This window comes from Psychroserpens mesophilus, from assembly GCF_050617655.1.
Taxonomy (GTDB): Bacteria; Bacteroidota; Bacteroidia; order Flavobacteriales; family Flavobacteriaceae; genus Psychroserpens; species Psychroserpens mesophilus_A.
In genome coordinates, this window is sequence record NZ_JBODQC010000003.1 from 409,244 (window position 1) to 423,269 (window position 14,026).

Sequence of the window (14,026 nt, forward strand, 5' to 3'; positions counted from 1 at the left end):
GGTATCTACTTTCTTGAAATTCAATCTGAGCATAGTGAACAGATTGTTAGATTCATAAAAAACTAACTGTAGATTTTGTAGTATTGATATAAAGTGGTTTCTTAGATTTCTAAATTTTGTTTTATGAAATCATTTTACTTTACAATTGCTTTACTATTTTTAACTCACATAGGTGCTGCTCAAATTGTTGATATTCCAGATATTAATTTTAAAAATGCAATATTAAATCACAGTCCTGTTATTGATACCAATGGAGATGATGAAATCCAAGTAACAGAAGCTCATGCTTTTATAGGAGCATTGAGTGTTGCAAATAAGAGTATTGTTAATCTAGAAGGTATTCAATCTTTTATAAATATTGAAGAGTTAAACGCATCATTTAATAGTTTAGGTCAAATAGATTTATCTCAAAACACTAACCTTATATATTTGAATGTAGGTTTTAATCAATTGGTTGATTTAGATTTAAGCCAAAACAATAACCTTGAGATTTTAATTATTAGAGCTAACTGGCTTGGTGATATTGATTTAAGTCAAAATATTAATTTAAAAGAATTTACAACAGGTTATAATGCTTTTGAAACTGTTGATGTTAGTAATAATATCAATCTGGAATTACTAACAATTGTAGATACTCCACAATTTACACATATAGATTTGTCTAATAATATCAATCTTGGACGTGTGTTTTTTGGTGATACGCAGTTGTCAAGTCTTGATGTTTCTAATAATCCTGATTTAACGCTAATACAGGTGATTAACTGTCCAATCACTAATTTAGATATATCTCAAAACCCACTAATTGATCGCTTGCTTTTGAATGGTTCTTCAATTCAAAATATTAATACGTCAAACAATCCAGAGCTTCAATATTTACATTTAAATGAAACGCCAATAACAACTATTGATTTTTCACAAAACCCGCTTATGTTATCATTTAAAGCTTATGAATGCCCTAATCTTCAGTTTATAAATGCTAGAAATGGTCAAAATAGTTCAATGAGTCAATTTCAAGTAGAGAATAGTCCTAATCTAGATTATATATGTGTTGACAATATAGGTTATGCAACCATTAATTTTGATTATTCAAGTAATACGGTGTTAACTGAAGATTGTGAGAATCCAAATGGAGATTATAATATAATACGAGGGAGATTATCATTCGATTTTAACGAAAATGGATGTAATCCAGACGACTATCCTGTTCCAAATATGATGGTTTATAGCGATGATGGAACTGATGAATTTGCTTCATTTACTAATGAAAATGGAGAATATGCAGTAGTGGTTGGCACAGGTATCTATAATACCGAAGCTATAGAGTTTTTGAGTTTATTTGATGTAGATCCTCTTAATTCTACGCAAGAATATACAGATTTTGGGAATACGGCTTTTCAGAATTTTTGCTTTACAGCAAATCAGAGTGTTTCAAATGTATCGACTTATATGTGTTTAACACAAGACTCAAGACCTGGATACGAAACTTCTTACATCATCAATGTGCCAAATTATGGATCTAACTTATCTAATGGTACCATCGAATTTCAATTTGACGGAGATAAACAGAGTTTTGTGAGTGCCTCTCAAGTTCCTGTCAGTCAGACTAGTAATAGTTTGGTGTTTTCATATAACGATTTAGTTCCACTTCAAAAAAAGCAAATATTGATTACTATGATGACGTTTGCTCCGCCAATTGTTAATGGTGGTGATGTCTTGAATTTCACCTTAACAGCAACACCAGATGTAACAGATGATTTTCCTGAGAATAATGTATGTGTTAGGTCTCAGGTTGTTGTCAATTCATTTGACCCAAATGATAAACTTGTAGCGCAAGGTGAAGAAGTTTATATCGATGATATAGACGAATACTTAATTTATACAATAAGGTTCCAAAATACTGGTACAGCAAGTGCTATAAATGTCTTAGTAACTGATGAGTTGAACGATAACCTTGATTGGAGTACATTAGCTCCTGTAGATGCTAGCCATGACTATAATGCACAAGTAACAGGAGGAAACAACTTAGAGATTCTTTTTGAAAATATTGATTTACCTGCGCAACAAGATGATGACCAAGGAAGTAGCGGTTATTTTATTTTTAAAATTAAACCAAAAAGTGATCTAGTTGTTGGAGATATTATTACTGGCGAAGCTAAAATTTATTTCGATTTTAACGCACCAATAATTACAGATACTATATCTACTGAAATTGTTGAAGAACAATTATCTATTTCTGAATTTGAGAAGGACATGTTTTTAGTATTTCCAAATCCAGCAAATTCAAAACTAACGATACAAAGTAAAGTTGGTATTAGTGAAATTAGTATTATTGACATTAACGGAAGACGTTTAAAAACCATTGATAATTTAGATTTAAGTCAAGACATTACTTTAGATATTGAGAGTTTGTCAAATGGTATATACTTCCTAAACATTCAAGCAGAGAATACCGAACAGGTGATTCGTTTTGCAAAAAATTAAATCTGTTTTAGCAACTTCTAAATATTATAGTCTATAGAATATTAACTATATTTGAGTAAATATTCTGTATATGTTCAAAAAAGTATTCGGTAGCTCAGTATTTGGTGTTGAAGCGACTACCATAACCGTTGAGGTAAATGTCGATTCTGGTATTGGTTATCACCTGGTAGGCTTGCCAGATAATGCCATTAAAGAAAGTAATTTCCGCATTGCTGCTGCACTACAAAATAATGGGTATAAAATTCCTGGGAAGAAAATCATTATCAACATGTCTCCAGCCGATTTGCGTAAGGAAGGTTCTGCCTACGACCTCACTTTGGCTATCGGAATTCTAGTTGCCACAAAACAAATCAAAGCTGAAAACTTAGAACAATACCTCATTATGGGTGAATTGTCTTTAGATGGAAATCTGCAACCTATAAAAGGCGCTTTGCCTATTGCTGTTAAAGCGAAGGAGGAAGGTTTTAAAGGCTTTATTCTTCCGAAGCAAAATGCTAAAGAAGCTGCTATTGTTGATGGGTTAGAAGTTTTTGGTGTAGAGAATATCAAAGAAGTAATTAATCATTTTGATAAGGATGAATTGATTCAACAAACAATAATCAACACCAAAGAAGAGTTCTACAAAAACTTAGAGTTTCCGGAGTTTGATTTTTCTGATGTGAAAGGTCAGGAAAGCATAAAACGTTGTATGGAAATCGCAGCAGCTGGTGGACATAATATCATTTTGATTGGTCCGCCAGGCGCAGGAAAAACGATGCTAGCCAAACGCTTGCCTAGTATTTTGCCTCCTATGACTTTAGAGGAGGCTTTAGAAACTACAAAAATACATTCTGTTGTTGGTCGAGTTAAAGCGCATTCGGGAATTATGGCGCAGCGACCTTTTAGAAGTCCACATCACACGATTAGCAATGTTGCTCTTGTCGGAGGAGGAAGTTATCCGCAACCAGGAGAAATTTCATTATCACATAATGGCGTGTTGTTTTTAGATGAATTGCCAGAATTCAAACGTGAAGTCTTAGAAGTGATGCGTCAACCTTTGGAAGATCGCGAAGTTACCATTTCTAGAGCTAAGTTTACAGTCACTTATCCATCATCATTTATGTTGGTGGCTAGTATGAATCCGAGTCCAGGTGGTTATTTTAATGATCCAAATGCGCCTGTGATGTCGTCTCCTGCTGAAATGCAACGGTATTTAAGTAAGGTTTCTGGTCCTTTATTAGACCGAATTGATATACATATTGAAGTGACTCCAGTGCCTTTTGAGAAATTATCAGATGAACGTAAAGGCGAGTCTTCCGTAGAGATTAGAAAGCGTGTGACAGCTGCTCGTGAATTTCAAACAAAGCGATTTGAAGCTTCTGACAGTGTGCATTATAATGCGCAAATGAATACGAAACAAATTCGTAAGTATTGTAAGTTGGATGATGCATCTATGCTATTGCTAAAAACAGCTATGGAGCGTTTAAATTTATCAGCTAGAGCTTATGATCGTATTTTAAAAGTGTCTAGAACTATTGCTGACTTAGAAGCATCGCAATCTATTAATGGTTCTCATATTAGTGAAGCGATTCAATACCGAAGTATGGATCGTGAGGGTTGGTTAGGGTAAATTACTAATGATGTTATGGTTTAAAACCTTAAATTTATAACATGAAAAACTTTTACTTATTTTGTATTGTGGCTTTAGGTATAAGTTGCAATAGTTCTGAAAACAAAGCGACAACAATTCTTGAGCAGAAAGCTGAAGTCAAACAAGTTGCTATTCCAGTTTTAAACCTAGAAGAAGCCAATCGTTTAGCGCAATTACCATTAGATTGCATTCAAACCGAATACCCAAACAAACTCAATCAGGTCATTGATGGTGGCGAAGATTTACAATCACCTCAAGTTTTGCATCCTGCTTTTTATGGTTGCTTCGATTGGCATTCTGCAGTACATGGTCACTGGAGTTTGGTGAGTTTACTAAAGCAATTTCCTGAGCTAAATAATCGTGATAAAACTATGGCGATGTTGTTTGAGAATATATCTGAGAATAACATAAAAGCGGAAGTGTCTTATTTCTTCGGAAAACACAACACAACTTATGAGCGAACTTATGGTTGGGCATGGTTGTTAAAGTTAGCGGAAGAATTGCACACTTGGGATGATCCTAACGCAAGGGTTTTAGAGCAAAATTTGCAACCATTAACGGATTTAATCGTCGATAAATATTTAGAATTCCTTCCGAAACTTAATTATCCAATTCGTGTAGGAGAGCATCCAAATACAGCATTCGGACTCTCATTCGCTTACGACTATGCTAAAACGGTTGGGAATACAGAATTGAAGTCGCTTATAGAGCAGAGAGCAAAAGATTTTTATACTAATGATGCTGGTTGTCCATTGTCATGGGAGCCAAGTGGATTTGATTTTCTGTCGCCTTGTTTAGAGGAAGCTGCATTAATGAAACGTGTGCTATCTTCGGAAGAATTTCAAGCTTGGTTGTCAAGCTTCTTGCCTCAATTGAAAGAGAAGGATTTTAGTATTGAAACTGGAAAAGTGAGCGATAGAACTGATGGAAAATTAGTGCATCTCGATGGTGTGAACTTTTCCAGAGCATGGAGTTTAAATGAAATTGCAAAAGATTTACCAGAATACAATCATTTAAAAAATATAGCGAATCAGCATATCAATTATTCGTTGCCTGGTATTGTTGGTGATAGTTACGAAGGTGGTCATTGGTTAGGAAGTTTTGCGATTTATGCCTTAAATTCTGTTGAACGTGATTAAAAGCTGGTTTAAAAATATTGGACCAGGACCTTTAGTGGCTGCAGCCTTTATAGGACCAGGAACAGTCACTGTTTGCACGCTTGCTGGTGTTAATTTTAGCTTTGCATTACTTTGGGCAATGGTATTGTCTGTTTTGGCAACCATAGTTTTACAGGAAATGGCAGCGCGTTTAGGTGTTGTGTCTCAAAAAGGGTTGTCTGAAGTCATTCGTTCACAAATTCACAATCCTGTATTAAGAATATTAGCCATTATCTTAATACTTTCAGCAATTGTTGTTGGAAACGCGGCTTATGAAGCTGGTAATATAAGTGGAAGCATTTTAGGGTTAGAGACTTTATTTGGGAATCAAACTATTGAGTTAGGTTCTTTAAGCTTGAACCTGTTTAGTATTTTAATTGGGATAATTGCTTTTATATTGCTTTACATTGGTAATTATAAGGTTTTAGAGAAAGCCTTGATTTCTTTAGTGGTTTTTATGAGTCTGGCATTTTTAATTACAGCGCTAATGACCAGGCCAGATTTGGCTCAAGTGTTTAAAGGATTATTTATTCCAAAAATTTCTAATGATAGTATTTTAACGGTTATAGCTCTGGTTGGAACAACTGTTGTACCTTATAATTTATTTTTACATGCATCTTTAGTAAAAGAAAAATGGAAGAATGAAAGAGATCTTAAATTTGCTCGAAAAGATACGATTGTTGCTGTGGTTTTAGGAGGAGTTGTGTCAATGTGTATTATAATTTCAGCAGCCGCTATCAATTCTTCTGAAATCAATAATGCTGCAGATTTGGCAAAAGGTCTTGAGCCTCTTTTTGGGAACTATGCCTCAATATTTTTGTCAGTCGGATTGTTTGCTGCAGGAATTACAAGTGCTATTACAGCGCCTTTAGCGGCAGCTTATGTGGCTTCAGGGTGTTTGGGCTGGAGTTCTAACATGAAATCAAAACAATTTAGATTGGTTTGGATGTTGATCTTAGGATTAGGAGTTTTGTTCTCTTCCATTGGTTTTAAATCAATTGAGATTATCAAATTTGCTCAGGTGGCTAATGGTTTATTGTTGCCTGTTATTGCTGGTTTTTTGCTTTGGGTAATGAATAAATCGTTATTACTTGGTGTGCATAAAAATACAGTGTTGCAAAATGTTTTTGGCTTTGCTATTTTAACAATAGCAGTATTTTTAGGAACGAAAAGTATTTTAAAAGTCTTTAATATCATATAACAATGAAGCAAATAGATATCAATTGTGATTTAGGAGAAGGTGTTGGCAATGAAGCTCTGTTGATGCCTTATTTATCGTCATGTAATATTGCTTGTGGAGGGCATGCAGGAGATAATGAAACTATGAAACAGGTTGCACTGTTAGCTAAAAAACACAAAGTTAAAATTGGAGCACATCCATCGTTTCCTGATAGAGAAGGCTTCGGAAGAAGAAACCTTGAAATATCATACTCCCTTTTATATAAATCATTAGAGGCGCAGATTACGAGTTTGATTGAGGTATTAAAACCAATACATTTAAAGTTACATCACGTGAAACCCCATGGAGCTTTGTATAATTTAGCATCCGTAGACAAAAAAACAGCCCAAATTGTAGTTAGTGTGATCAATAGTATTGATAAAAACTTAACGCTTTATGCGCCTTATCAGTCTATGATTTCAAAAATCGCAATAACAGATGGGTTAAAAGTTATGTATGAAGGTTTTGCAGATAGAAATTATAACGAAGATTTGACATTGGTTTCCAGGCAAAATAAGGAGGCAATAATTCATAAAAAAGAACAGGTTTTTGAGCATGTTTTTAAAATGATTTCAGATCAAAAAGTAAAGACAAAAAGTGGTGTAGAAGAGAAGCTGAAAGTGGATACTTTTTGTGTTCATGGAGATCATGAAAATGTAGTTGAGAATTTGAAGTTTTTAACACATAAATTGAAGGAAAATTCTATACATATTTTATAACTTTTGAAAGATTATAAATTAACATATCATCGTTTTTCTGAACGTTCAATTTTGGTGCAATGGCCTCATGAAATTGATGGTAATATACTAAATGGCGTATTGATTTTTAAAAATTATCTTTTAAATTCAAAATTTAAATTTATACTTCAAGTAAATAACGCATATAACTCGATATTAATTATTTATAATAGAGCTATTGATAATGTCTATGATGGTATTTTAGCATTAAAAGCGCTATATTCCAGTCGAGAAACTATGAAAAAATATGCCTTGAGGCACTGGAAAATTCCAGTGTGTTATGATGATGAATTTGGGATTGATTTAGAAACAATATCGACAGAAAAGCAACTTTCAAAAACAGACATTATCAGGATGCATTCTGAAGCCGTTTACACTGTTTTTTTTATCGGATTTTTACCTGGTTTTTTATACTTAGGTGGACTCGATAAACGGCTGTTTTTTTCGCGTAAAGATAGTCCGAGATTAAAGGTAAAAAAAGGTGCAGTTGCGATAGGAAATCAACAAACAGGAATCTATCCAAATTCCAGTCCGGCAGGTTGGCATATTATAGGAAATTCACCACTGGAATTTTTTAATAGTAAAAATAACCAACCTTGTTTTGCAAAAGCTGGAGATACCATACAGTTTGTTCCAATTGATATGAAAACATACCATGAAGTATTAAATGCAGTTCAAAACGGAACTTATAACTTAGAACATGAGGTCATAGATGGTTGAAGTACTTAAAACGGGTTTATATGATACTATTCAAGACTTAGGTCGCTTTGGAGTACAAGAGTATGGTGTGCCTTTTTCTGGAGTAATGGATTTGGTTTCGGCTAAAGTCGCAAATACTATTTTGGGAAATCCAGTAACTAATGCTGTGTTAGAAATAACAATTTTTGGACCTCAGTTAAAATTTCATTGTGCTACCGAAATTGCTTTGTCTGGTGCAGATCTTAACCCGAAGTTAAATGCCACGCCAATAAAGATGAACACGCGAATTCAAATTAATGAAAACGATGTATTGTCTTTTGGACAAAGAAACTATGGTTGTAGAAGTTATTTGGCAGTTAAAAGCGGTTTTCAGACTGAGTTTGTCATGAACAGTTTTAGCATGTATCAGCAAATTACCTCAAAATCACGATTAAAAACTGGTGATCGGCTTTCTATATTTAAAAACAATGAATCAAGTGTTAATGCCTATGCTACCCTAAAAATAGATAAAACTCATTTTCAAGTTGATGAAATTGAAGTTTTTAAAGGCTTAGAGTATGATTACTTGTCTGAAGTACAGCAAGAACTGCTTTTTAAGACAGAATTTACAGTATCAAAGGATAGTAATAGAATGGCATACCAAGTTAAAGAAGTCATTGCCAATAATATGGAATCAATTATTACCTCACTAGTACTGCCTGGAACGGTACAGTTAACACCTTTTGGAAAATTAATGTTTTTAATGCGAGATTCCCAGACTACAGGTGGTTACCCTAGGGTATTGCAAGTTAGAGAGCATTCAATTAGCCAATTATCCCAAAAGATTTTTGGGGAAAAATTTAGGTTGAAATGCATCGATTAGTAAGAAAAAGCCTAGAATTCTACTGTTTTTTTGGTTTTATGTTTAGATTTTCAATACTTTAGGCAATGCAATTAATTCTAACTAACCAATTATGAAAAAATTAGTACTACTTATTTTAGGATTTATTTTAGGGGCTTTAGCAATGTATTTTTATTGCTGCAAAGAAGAACCTATAAATATAACAGATCCAACACCACCAAAAGGCTTAATAAAACCAGCTGAGATTAAAACACTTACTCAAGCGTACGATCCAAGGTATCAGGCTATTAATAATGCTATTTTTGAAGGAGATGAAGGAGGTGATAACCGATCATCTTGGTATGCTTTAGAAGATTTGGAAAACTTTCTTACTTTGGCTAAAATACAAGCAGGAGATTTAGGTTATACTATGGATGGTATCAGAATTTATCCTGGCGCTCATTCTGCTATAGACAAAACTCCAGGTTATTCTACTTTTTTAATCGTTCCAACAGGTTACAGAAACTCATCTGAAGGAAGTATGATGTTTTTCCAAAAAGGAGGAGGTGGTAAGGATATCGACGGCGGAAATGGTTTAAATCGCGGTGAAGATGGAGATCCTCCAGGTGCTAACTATCCTCAATAATAAATGAAGGTTTGAATGAATTTTTATATGAAAACCGATCGTATATAACTAAATTCTTTGAAATTACAGCTGCTGTTTTTGGTTCTGTGTATTTACATAGAACCAAAAATCAGAAGTTAAAGATATTCGTTGTTTTTTTATGGATTACAGTTACTGTAGAAGTTTTAGGATATTACAAAACTATATTGCAAAACAACTATGATTACAGCTGGTTTATCTCTTGGAAGAATAGTGAGTTTTGTCAAAATTCGTGGCTGTATAATATTTACTCATTTTTAGCTATTGGTTTTTTAGGTGTGTTTTATACAGACTTAATTTCTAATACGACATCTAAATTATTTATTCGGTTAATTGTAATTATTTACAGTGTTTTTACATTATTTTACTATACGCTTACAGAGGCTTTCCTAGGATATGGATTACCATATGATAACATTCTAGCATCTATTATTGTGTCTATTTACGTTATTCTTTATTTTGTAGAATTGATGAATAGTGATTTTATTCTTCAATATTATAAGTTACCTTCATTTTATATAAGCGTCGCTTTGCTATTGTGGCATTTGTGCGCAACACCACTTTTTATTTATAACAATTATTTTCTGCCCTTTAATACAGAATTTGTAAATTTCAGAACATTACTATTGTTATATATTAACATTTTCACCTATTCATGTATTACGTTCGGTTTTTGGTATTCGCTCAGGAAGCGCACAAAATAAACAAAGAAGAGATTGCTTTAATTGGCTATGTCATTTTTGCTCTGTTGCTCTTGTCTACAATGATTATTCTTTTTTTTGTAACCTTTCAAAAGAGAAAAAATAAACTTTTGTTAGATCAAATTGAGCGGCAAAAAGCTTTTGATGAAGAAATTTCTCGTACTAAATCTGAAATTCAAGAACAAACGTTAAAGCATGTTAGTTGGGAATTACACGATAATGTTGGTCAGTTATTAGCATATGCAAGCATGCAGCTAAAAATGATAGCTCCTAAAGTACCAGAAGACTTAAAAAGTAATATTGAAGATGTTTCGGGTAGTGTAAAGGAAAGTCTCAAAGAGGTACGTTCATTATCCAAATCTCTAAATAATGAAGTCTTACTGAGTATGGGTTTAGAAGATGCTATCATCAATGAGATGAATCGTCTAGAACGTATGAAGTTTTCTTCAGCAGAATTACATGTTACAGGTGTTAAAAGAGATTTAGATAATAAAAAACATGAAATCATACTGTTCAGAATTTTACAGGAGTTCTTTTCTAATTCAGTTAAATACTCTGAAGCTGATCGTATAGATGTCAATCTGGATTACAAAGACACTAAGCTGGTAATTACAACTTCTGATAACGGTATTGGTTTTAATTTGGCTTCTGTAGAAAAAGGTGCAGGATTAATTAATATGAAGAGTAGAGCCGAGTTGATTAATGCTACATTTGATTTAGTGTCACAACCTGATGAAGGAGTTACATTAAGTATAGAATATCCTTTTGTTTAAAACTTAAGGCGCTACTTTTTACCAATTCATAATTATTAGTGGTAAAGAAACAATCCTCTTCACTTTTTTATTCACAAGCATTCCAAATAGAATCGTCAGGCAAAGGAGCTGTGACGTCAATTGGTTCGTGAGAGACAGGATGTGTAAATTGCAAACGTCTGGCATGTAAGCTGATACTCGCATCTTTATTGCTGCGATCAAATCCATACTTCAAATCTCCTTTTATTGGAGAGCCAATGCTGGCCAATTGCACTCTGATTTGATGATGTCTTCCCGTTTCCAGTTCAATCTCTAAAAGCGTATAATTATCTAAAGCTTTGAGCGTTTTATAGTGCAAAATGGCCTTCTTAGTATCTTTAATGTCTTTGTTATAAGCTGTAGATTTATTGTTTTTTGGGTTCTTTTTCAACCAGTTAATTAAAGTGCCTTGAAGAACTTCTGGAGCTTGTTTTACAATTGCCCAGTAGGTTTTGTTTGCTTTCTTTTCTGAAAAGAGTTTGTTTAATCTAGGTAAGGCTTTGCTGGTTTTTGAAAACATTACGATGCCAGTTGTTGGTCTGTCTAAGCGATGTACCACACCTAAGTATACATTTCCAGGTTTGTTGTATTTATCTTTGATATATGCTTTAACAACATCGCTCAATGGCTTGTCTCCGGTTTTGTCGCCTTGAACAATATCACCAGCACGTTTATTCACAATAATAATATGATTGTCTTCGTAGAGAACCTGAAGATTATTTTTATTGGAATGAATTTTTTCTGTCACGAATTGATTTATATTTTATATATGCCCTCTCATTTCTGAGTATTGAACATTAATATTGTTCCATGTCATTTGGAAAATCAACCGACTTAACATCCTTGACATACTGACCAATAGCTTTAGTCATATCTTCATATAAATTCATGTAACGACGTAAAAAACGCGGATTAAATTCGTGGGTCATACCAATCATGTCATGAAGTACTAATACTTGTCCGTCAACACCTGCGCCAGCTCCAATGCCGATGACAGGAATTGACACACTTTTAGCTACTTCTTGGGCTAATTTTGCAGGAATTTTTTCTAATACTATCGCAAAACATCCTGCTTTTTCAAGCATTAAAGCGTCTTCCTTAAGTCGGTCTGCTTCTTCATCTTCTTTGGCCCGAACTGTGTAAGTACCAAATTTATAAATAGATTGAGGTGTCAAACCTAAATGTCCCATGACAGGTATTCCAGCATTTAGAATACGCTTAATAGATTCTTTAACTTCTTTACCACCTTCCATTTTTACTGCGTGACCTCCAGATTCTTTCATGATTCTAATTGCGGAACGCAACGCTTCTTTAGGGTCACTTTGATAACTTCCAAAAGGTAAATCGACAACAACTAAAGCCCTCTCTATTGCCCTAACTACCGAAGATGCATGATAAATCATCTGATCTAACGTTATAGGAAGCGTCGTCTCATGTCCTGCCATAACATTACTAGCAGAATCACCAACTAAAATGACATCAATTCCAGCTTCATCTACTATTTTAGCCATAGTATAATCATAAGCGGTGAGCATTGATATTTTTTCACCTTTAGACTTCATGTCTACTAAGGTCTTTACGGTAATTCGTTTGTATTCTTTTTTTGCGACTGACATATATGCAATGGATTTATAAGTGTAAAAATAAAAATATTAAATGAGAATGGTTGGATTTGTACTCTAAATTGAAAGATTAGCAATCGCTCAAATGAACACCAACAGCTAAGCCGCCTTCAGAAGTTTCTTTATATTTGGTATTCATGTCTTTTGCAGTTTCCCACATGGTTTGTACCACTTTATCAAGTGGCACTTTTACGTTATTAGGATCTGTGTCTAAAGCAAGTTCACAAGCGTTTATGGCTTTGATTGCTCCCATGGCATTACGTTCAATACAAGGGATTTGAACTAAGCCACCAATTGGATCACAGGTCATTCCCAAATGATGTTCCATGGCAATTTCTGCTGCAACCAAAACCTGTTCTGGAGTGCCACCTGATAACTCACATAGTGCGCCAGCTGCCATAGCGGAAGACACGCCAATTTCAGCTTGACATCCTCCCATTGCAGCACTAATAGTTGCACCTTTTTTAAAGATACTGCCAATTTCACCAGCAACTAGCAAAAAGCGTTTGATGTCCTCAAAATTGCCATCATGATTTTCTATGACCAGATAGTACATTAAAACTGAAGGAATTACACCTGCGCTTCCGTTAGTTGGGGCAGTAACTACGCGTCCTAAAGAGGCGTTCACTTCATTTACAGCAAGCGCAAAACAACTTACCCATTTTAAAATTTGGCGGAATTTGACTTCAGTGTTTCTAATCGAATTTAGCCATTCTATAGGTGTGTTGTATGGTGTGTCACCTTTCAGACTTTGATACATGTCATATGCACGACGTCTTACATTTAAACCTCCAGGAAGATGTCCTTCTGTGTGGCAACCAACATACATGCATTCTAACATGGTGTCCCAGATTCGTTGTAATTCTGAATTGATTAAGGATTCTTCACGAATGGATTTTTCGTTTTCTAAAACCACACCAGAAATAGGTAATTTTAAATCATTACAAAACTTAAGCAATTCATTTCCTGTTGAAATTGGATACGGAAATGTGCAATAGAAAATGATTTTATTAGCTTTAGAGTTTTTACGTTCTTCCTGTACTACAAAACCACCTCCAATAGAGTAGTAGGTTGCACGATGGCGTCTGCCATTAATATGTGCTGAAAACACTAAGGCATTTGAATGAAATGGTAAAAACTTTTTATTGAAAATGATATCTGTTTTGATATCAAAAGCAATAGGCTTTTCATTATTAAAGTCTAAAATATTAGTGTTCTTAATTGCGGTAATTATGATATCAATAGATTCTACAGGTATATATTCCGGGTCAGCACCACTCAAACCTAAAAGCACAGCATAATCTGTGGCATGACCTTTTCCTGTAAGTGATAAAGATCCATAAAGGTCGACTGTTATTTTTTCGACCTTATCAAATTTATTGGTGTCTTTTAAATCTTTAATCCAGCGTTCAGCAGCTCTCCAAGGGCCTAGGGTGTGGGAGCTTGAAGGACCAACGCCAATTTTGAGCATATCAAAAACAGAAATACATTCCATTCACTAAATC

General features: G+C 34.2%; 13 protein-coding genes. 10 read left to right on the forward strand and 3 right to left on the reverse strand.

Annotated features, from left to right (window positions below; translation table 11 throughout):
• Nucleotides 1–123: 123 nt before the first annotated feature.
• From ACRHNM_RS08515 to ACRHNM_RS08560, 10 genes are all read left to right on the forward strand, one after another.
• Complete coding sequence (locus ACRHNM_RS08515) at nucleotides 124–2,481, forward strand: DUF7619 domain-containing protein (RefSeq protein ID WP_431135594.1); 2,358 nt, start codon at nucleotides 124–126, stop codon at nucleotides 2,479–2,481.
• A gap of 70 nt (nucleotides 2,482–2,551) precedes the next feature.
• On the forward strand, nucleotides 2,552–4,090 hold the full coding sequence (locus tag ACRHNM_RS08520; RefSeq protein ID WP_431135595.1) for a YifB family Mg chelatase-like AAA ATPase: 1,539 nt from the start codon (nucleotides 2,552–2,554) through the stop codon (nucleotides 4,088–4,090).
• Between the two features lie 41 nt (nucleotides 4,091–4,131).
• Complete coding sequence (locus tag ACRHNM_RS08525; protein WP_431135597.1) at nucleotides 4,132–5,250, forward strand: DUF2891 domain-containing protein; 1,119 nt, start codon at nucleotides 4,132–4,134, stop codon at nucleotides 5,248–5,250.
• Nucleotides 5,243–6,469, forward strand: coding sequence for an Nramp family divalent metal transporter (locus tag ACRHNM_RS08530; protein WP_431135599.1), 1,227 nt, complete (start codon nucleotides 5,243–5,245; stop codon nucleotides 6,467–6,469). The genes ACRHNM_RS08525 and ACRHNM_RS08530 overlap by 8 nt, the downstream gene beginning before the upstream one ends.
• 2 nt (nucleotides 6,470–6,471) lie before the next feature.
• Nucleotides 6,472–7,206, forward strand: a complete 735-nt coding sequence (pxpA, locus tag ACRHNM_RS08535) for a 5-oxoprolinase subunit PxpA (RefSeq protein ID WP_431135601.1) — start codon at nucleotides 6,472–6,474, stop codon at nucleotides 7,204–7,206.
• Nucleotides 7,207–7,209: 3 nt separating this feature from the next.
• Nucleotides 7,210–7,944: a 5-oxoprolinase subunit PxpB gene (pxpB, locus tag ACRHNM_RS08540; protein WP_431135603.1), complete on the forward strand. Its 735-nt coding sequence runs from the start codon at nucleotides 7,210–7,212 to the stop codon at nucleotides 7,942–7,944.
• Nucleotides 7,937–8,785 carry a biotin-dependent carboxyltransferase family protein gene (locus tag ACRHNM_RS08545; protein WP_431135605.1) on the forward strand — a complete coding sequence of 283 codons (849 nt, stop codon included), beginning with the start codon at nucleotides 7,937–7,939 and terminating at the stop codon, nucleotides 8,783–8,785. The genes pxpB and ACRHNM_RS08545 overlap by 8 nt, the downstream gene beginning before the upstream one ends.
• A 91-nt stretch (nucleotides 8,786–8,876) precedes the next feature.
• Nucleotides 8,877–9,389 carry a hypothetical protein gene (locus ACRHNM_RS08550; protein ID WP_431135607.1) on the forward strand — a complete coding sequence of 171 codons (513 nt, stop codon included), beginning with the start codon at nucleotides 8,877–8,879 and terminating at the stop codon, nucleotides 9,387–9,389.
• Nucleotides 9,390–9,400: 11 nt separating this feature from the next.
• A complete protein-coding gene (locus ACRHNM_RS08555; RefSeq protein ID WP_431135609.1) occupies nucleotides 9,401–10,111 on the forward strand; it encodes a hypothetical protein in 711 nt (236 codons plus the stop codon).
• Nucleotides 10,063–10,881, forward strand: coding sequence for a sensor histidine kinase (locus ACRHNM_RS08560; protein WP_431135611.1), 819 nt, complete (start codon nucleotides 10,063–10,065; stop codon nucleotides 10,879–10,881). Before ACRHNM_RS08555 ends, ACRHNM_RS08560 begins: the two co-directional genes overlap by 49 nt.
• A 67-nt stretch (nucleotides 10,882–10,948) precedes the next feature.
• Here ACRHNM_RS08560 and ACRHNM_RS08565 read toward each other — a convergent pair whose 3' ends face one another.
• The 3 genes from ACRHNM_RS08565 to ACRHNM_RS08575 all read right to left on the reverse strand — a co-directional run bounded on the left by ACRHNM_RS08565 (nucleotide 10,949) and on the right by ACRHNM_RS08575 (nucleotide 14,016).
• Nucleotides 10,949–11,647, reverse strand: a complete 699-nt coding sequence (locus tag ACRHNM_RS08565; protein ID WP_431135613.1) for an RluA family pseudouridine synthase — start codon at nucleotides 11,645–11,647, stop codon at nucleotides 10,949–10,951.
• 49 nt (nucleotides 11,648–11,696) lie between these two features.
• Nucleotides 11,697–12,515, reverse strand: coding sequence for a 3-methyl-2-oxobutanoate hydroxymethyltransferase (gene panB / locus ACRHNM_RS08570; RefSeq protein WP_431135615.1), 819 nt, complete (start codon nucleotides 12,513–12,515; stop codon nucleotides 11,697–11,699).
• A 76-nt stretch (nucleotides 12,516–12,591) separates the two neighbouring features.
• The gene (locus ACRHNM_RS08575; RefSeq protein WP_431135617.1) at nucleotides 12,592–14,016 is read right to left on the reverse strand and encodes an L-serine ammonia-lyase; all 1,425 of its coding nucleotides are present in this window, start codon (nucleotides 14,014–14,016) and stop codon (nucleotides 12,592–12,594) included.
• Between the last annotated feature and the right edge of the window lie 10 nt (nucleotides 14,017–14,026).

What these genes read in the sequence shown, in the direction of transcription:
- ACRHNM_RS08515 (WP_431135594.1), top strand. Translation starts at nt 124, where the DNA reads ATGAAATCATTTTACTTTACAATTGCTTTACTATTTTTAACTCACATA.
- ACRHNM_RS08520 (WP_431135595.1), top strand. Translation starts at nt 2,552, where the DNA reads ATGTTCAAAAAAGTATTCGGTAGCTCAGTATTTGGTGTTGAAGCGACT.
- ACRHNM_RS08525 (WP_431135597.1), top strand. Translation starts at nt 4,132, where the DNA reads ATGAAAAACTTTTACTTATTTTGTATTGTGGCTTTAGGTATAAGTTGC.
- pxpA (WP_431135601.1), top strand. Translation starts at nt 6,472, where the DNA reads ATGAAGCAAATAGATATCAATTGTGATTTAGGAGAAGGTGTTGGCAAT.
- ACRHNM_RS08545 (WP_431135605.1), top strand. Translation starts at nt 7,937, where the DNA reads ATGGTTGAAGTACTTAAAACGGGTTTATATGATACTATTCAAGACTTA.
- ACRHNM_RS08550 (WP_431135607.1), top strand. Translation starts at nt 8,877, where the DNA reads ATGAAAAAATTAGTACTACTTATTTTAGGATTTATTTTAGGGGCTTTA.
- ACRHNM_RS08560 (WP_431135611.1), top strand. Translation starts at nt 10,063, where the DNA reads ATGTATTACGTTCGGTTTTTGGTATTCGCTCAGGAAGCGCACAAAATA.
- panB (WP_431135615.1), bottom strand. Translation starts at nt 12,515, where the DNA reads ATGTCAGTCGCAAAAAAAGAATACAAACGAATTACCGTAAAGACCTTA.
- ACRHNM_RS08575 (WP_431135617.1), bottom strand. Translation starts at nt 14,016, where the DNA reads ATGGAATGTATTTCTGTTTTTGATATGCTCAAAATTGGCGTTGGTCCT.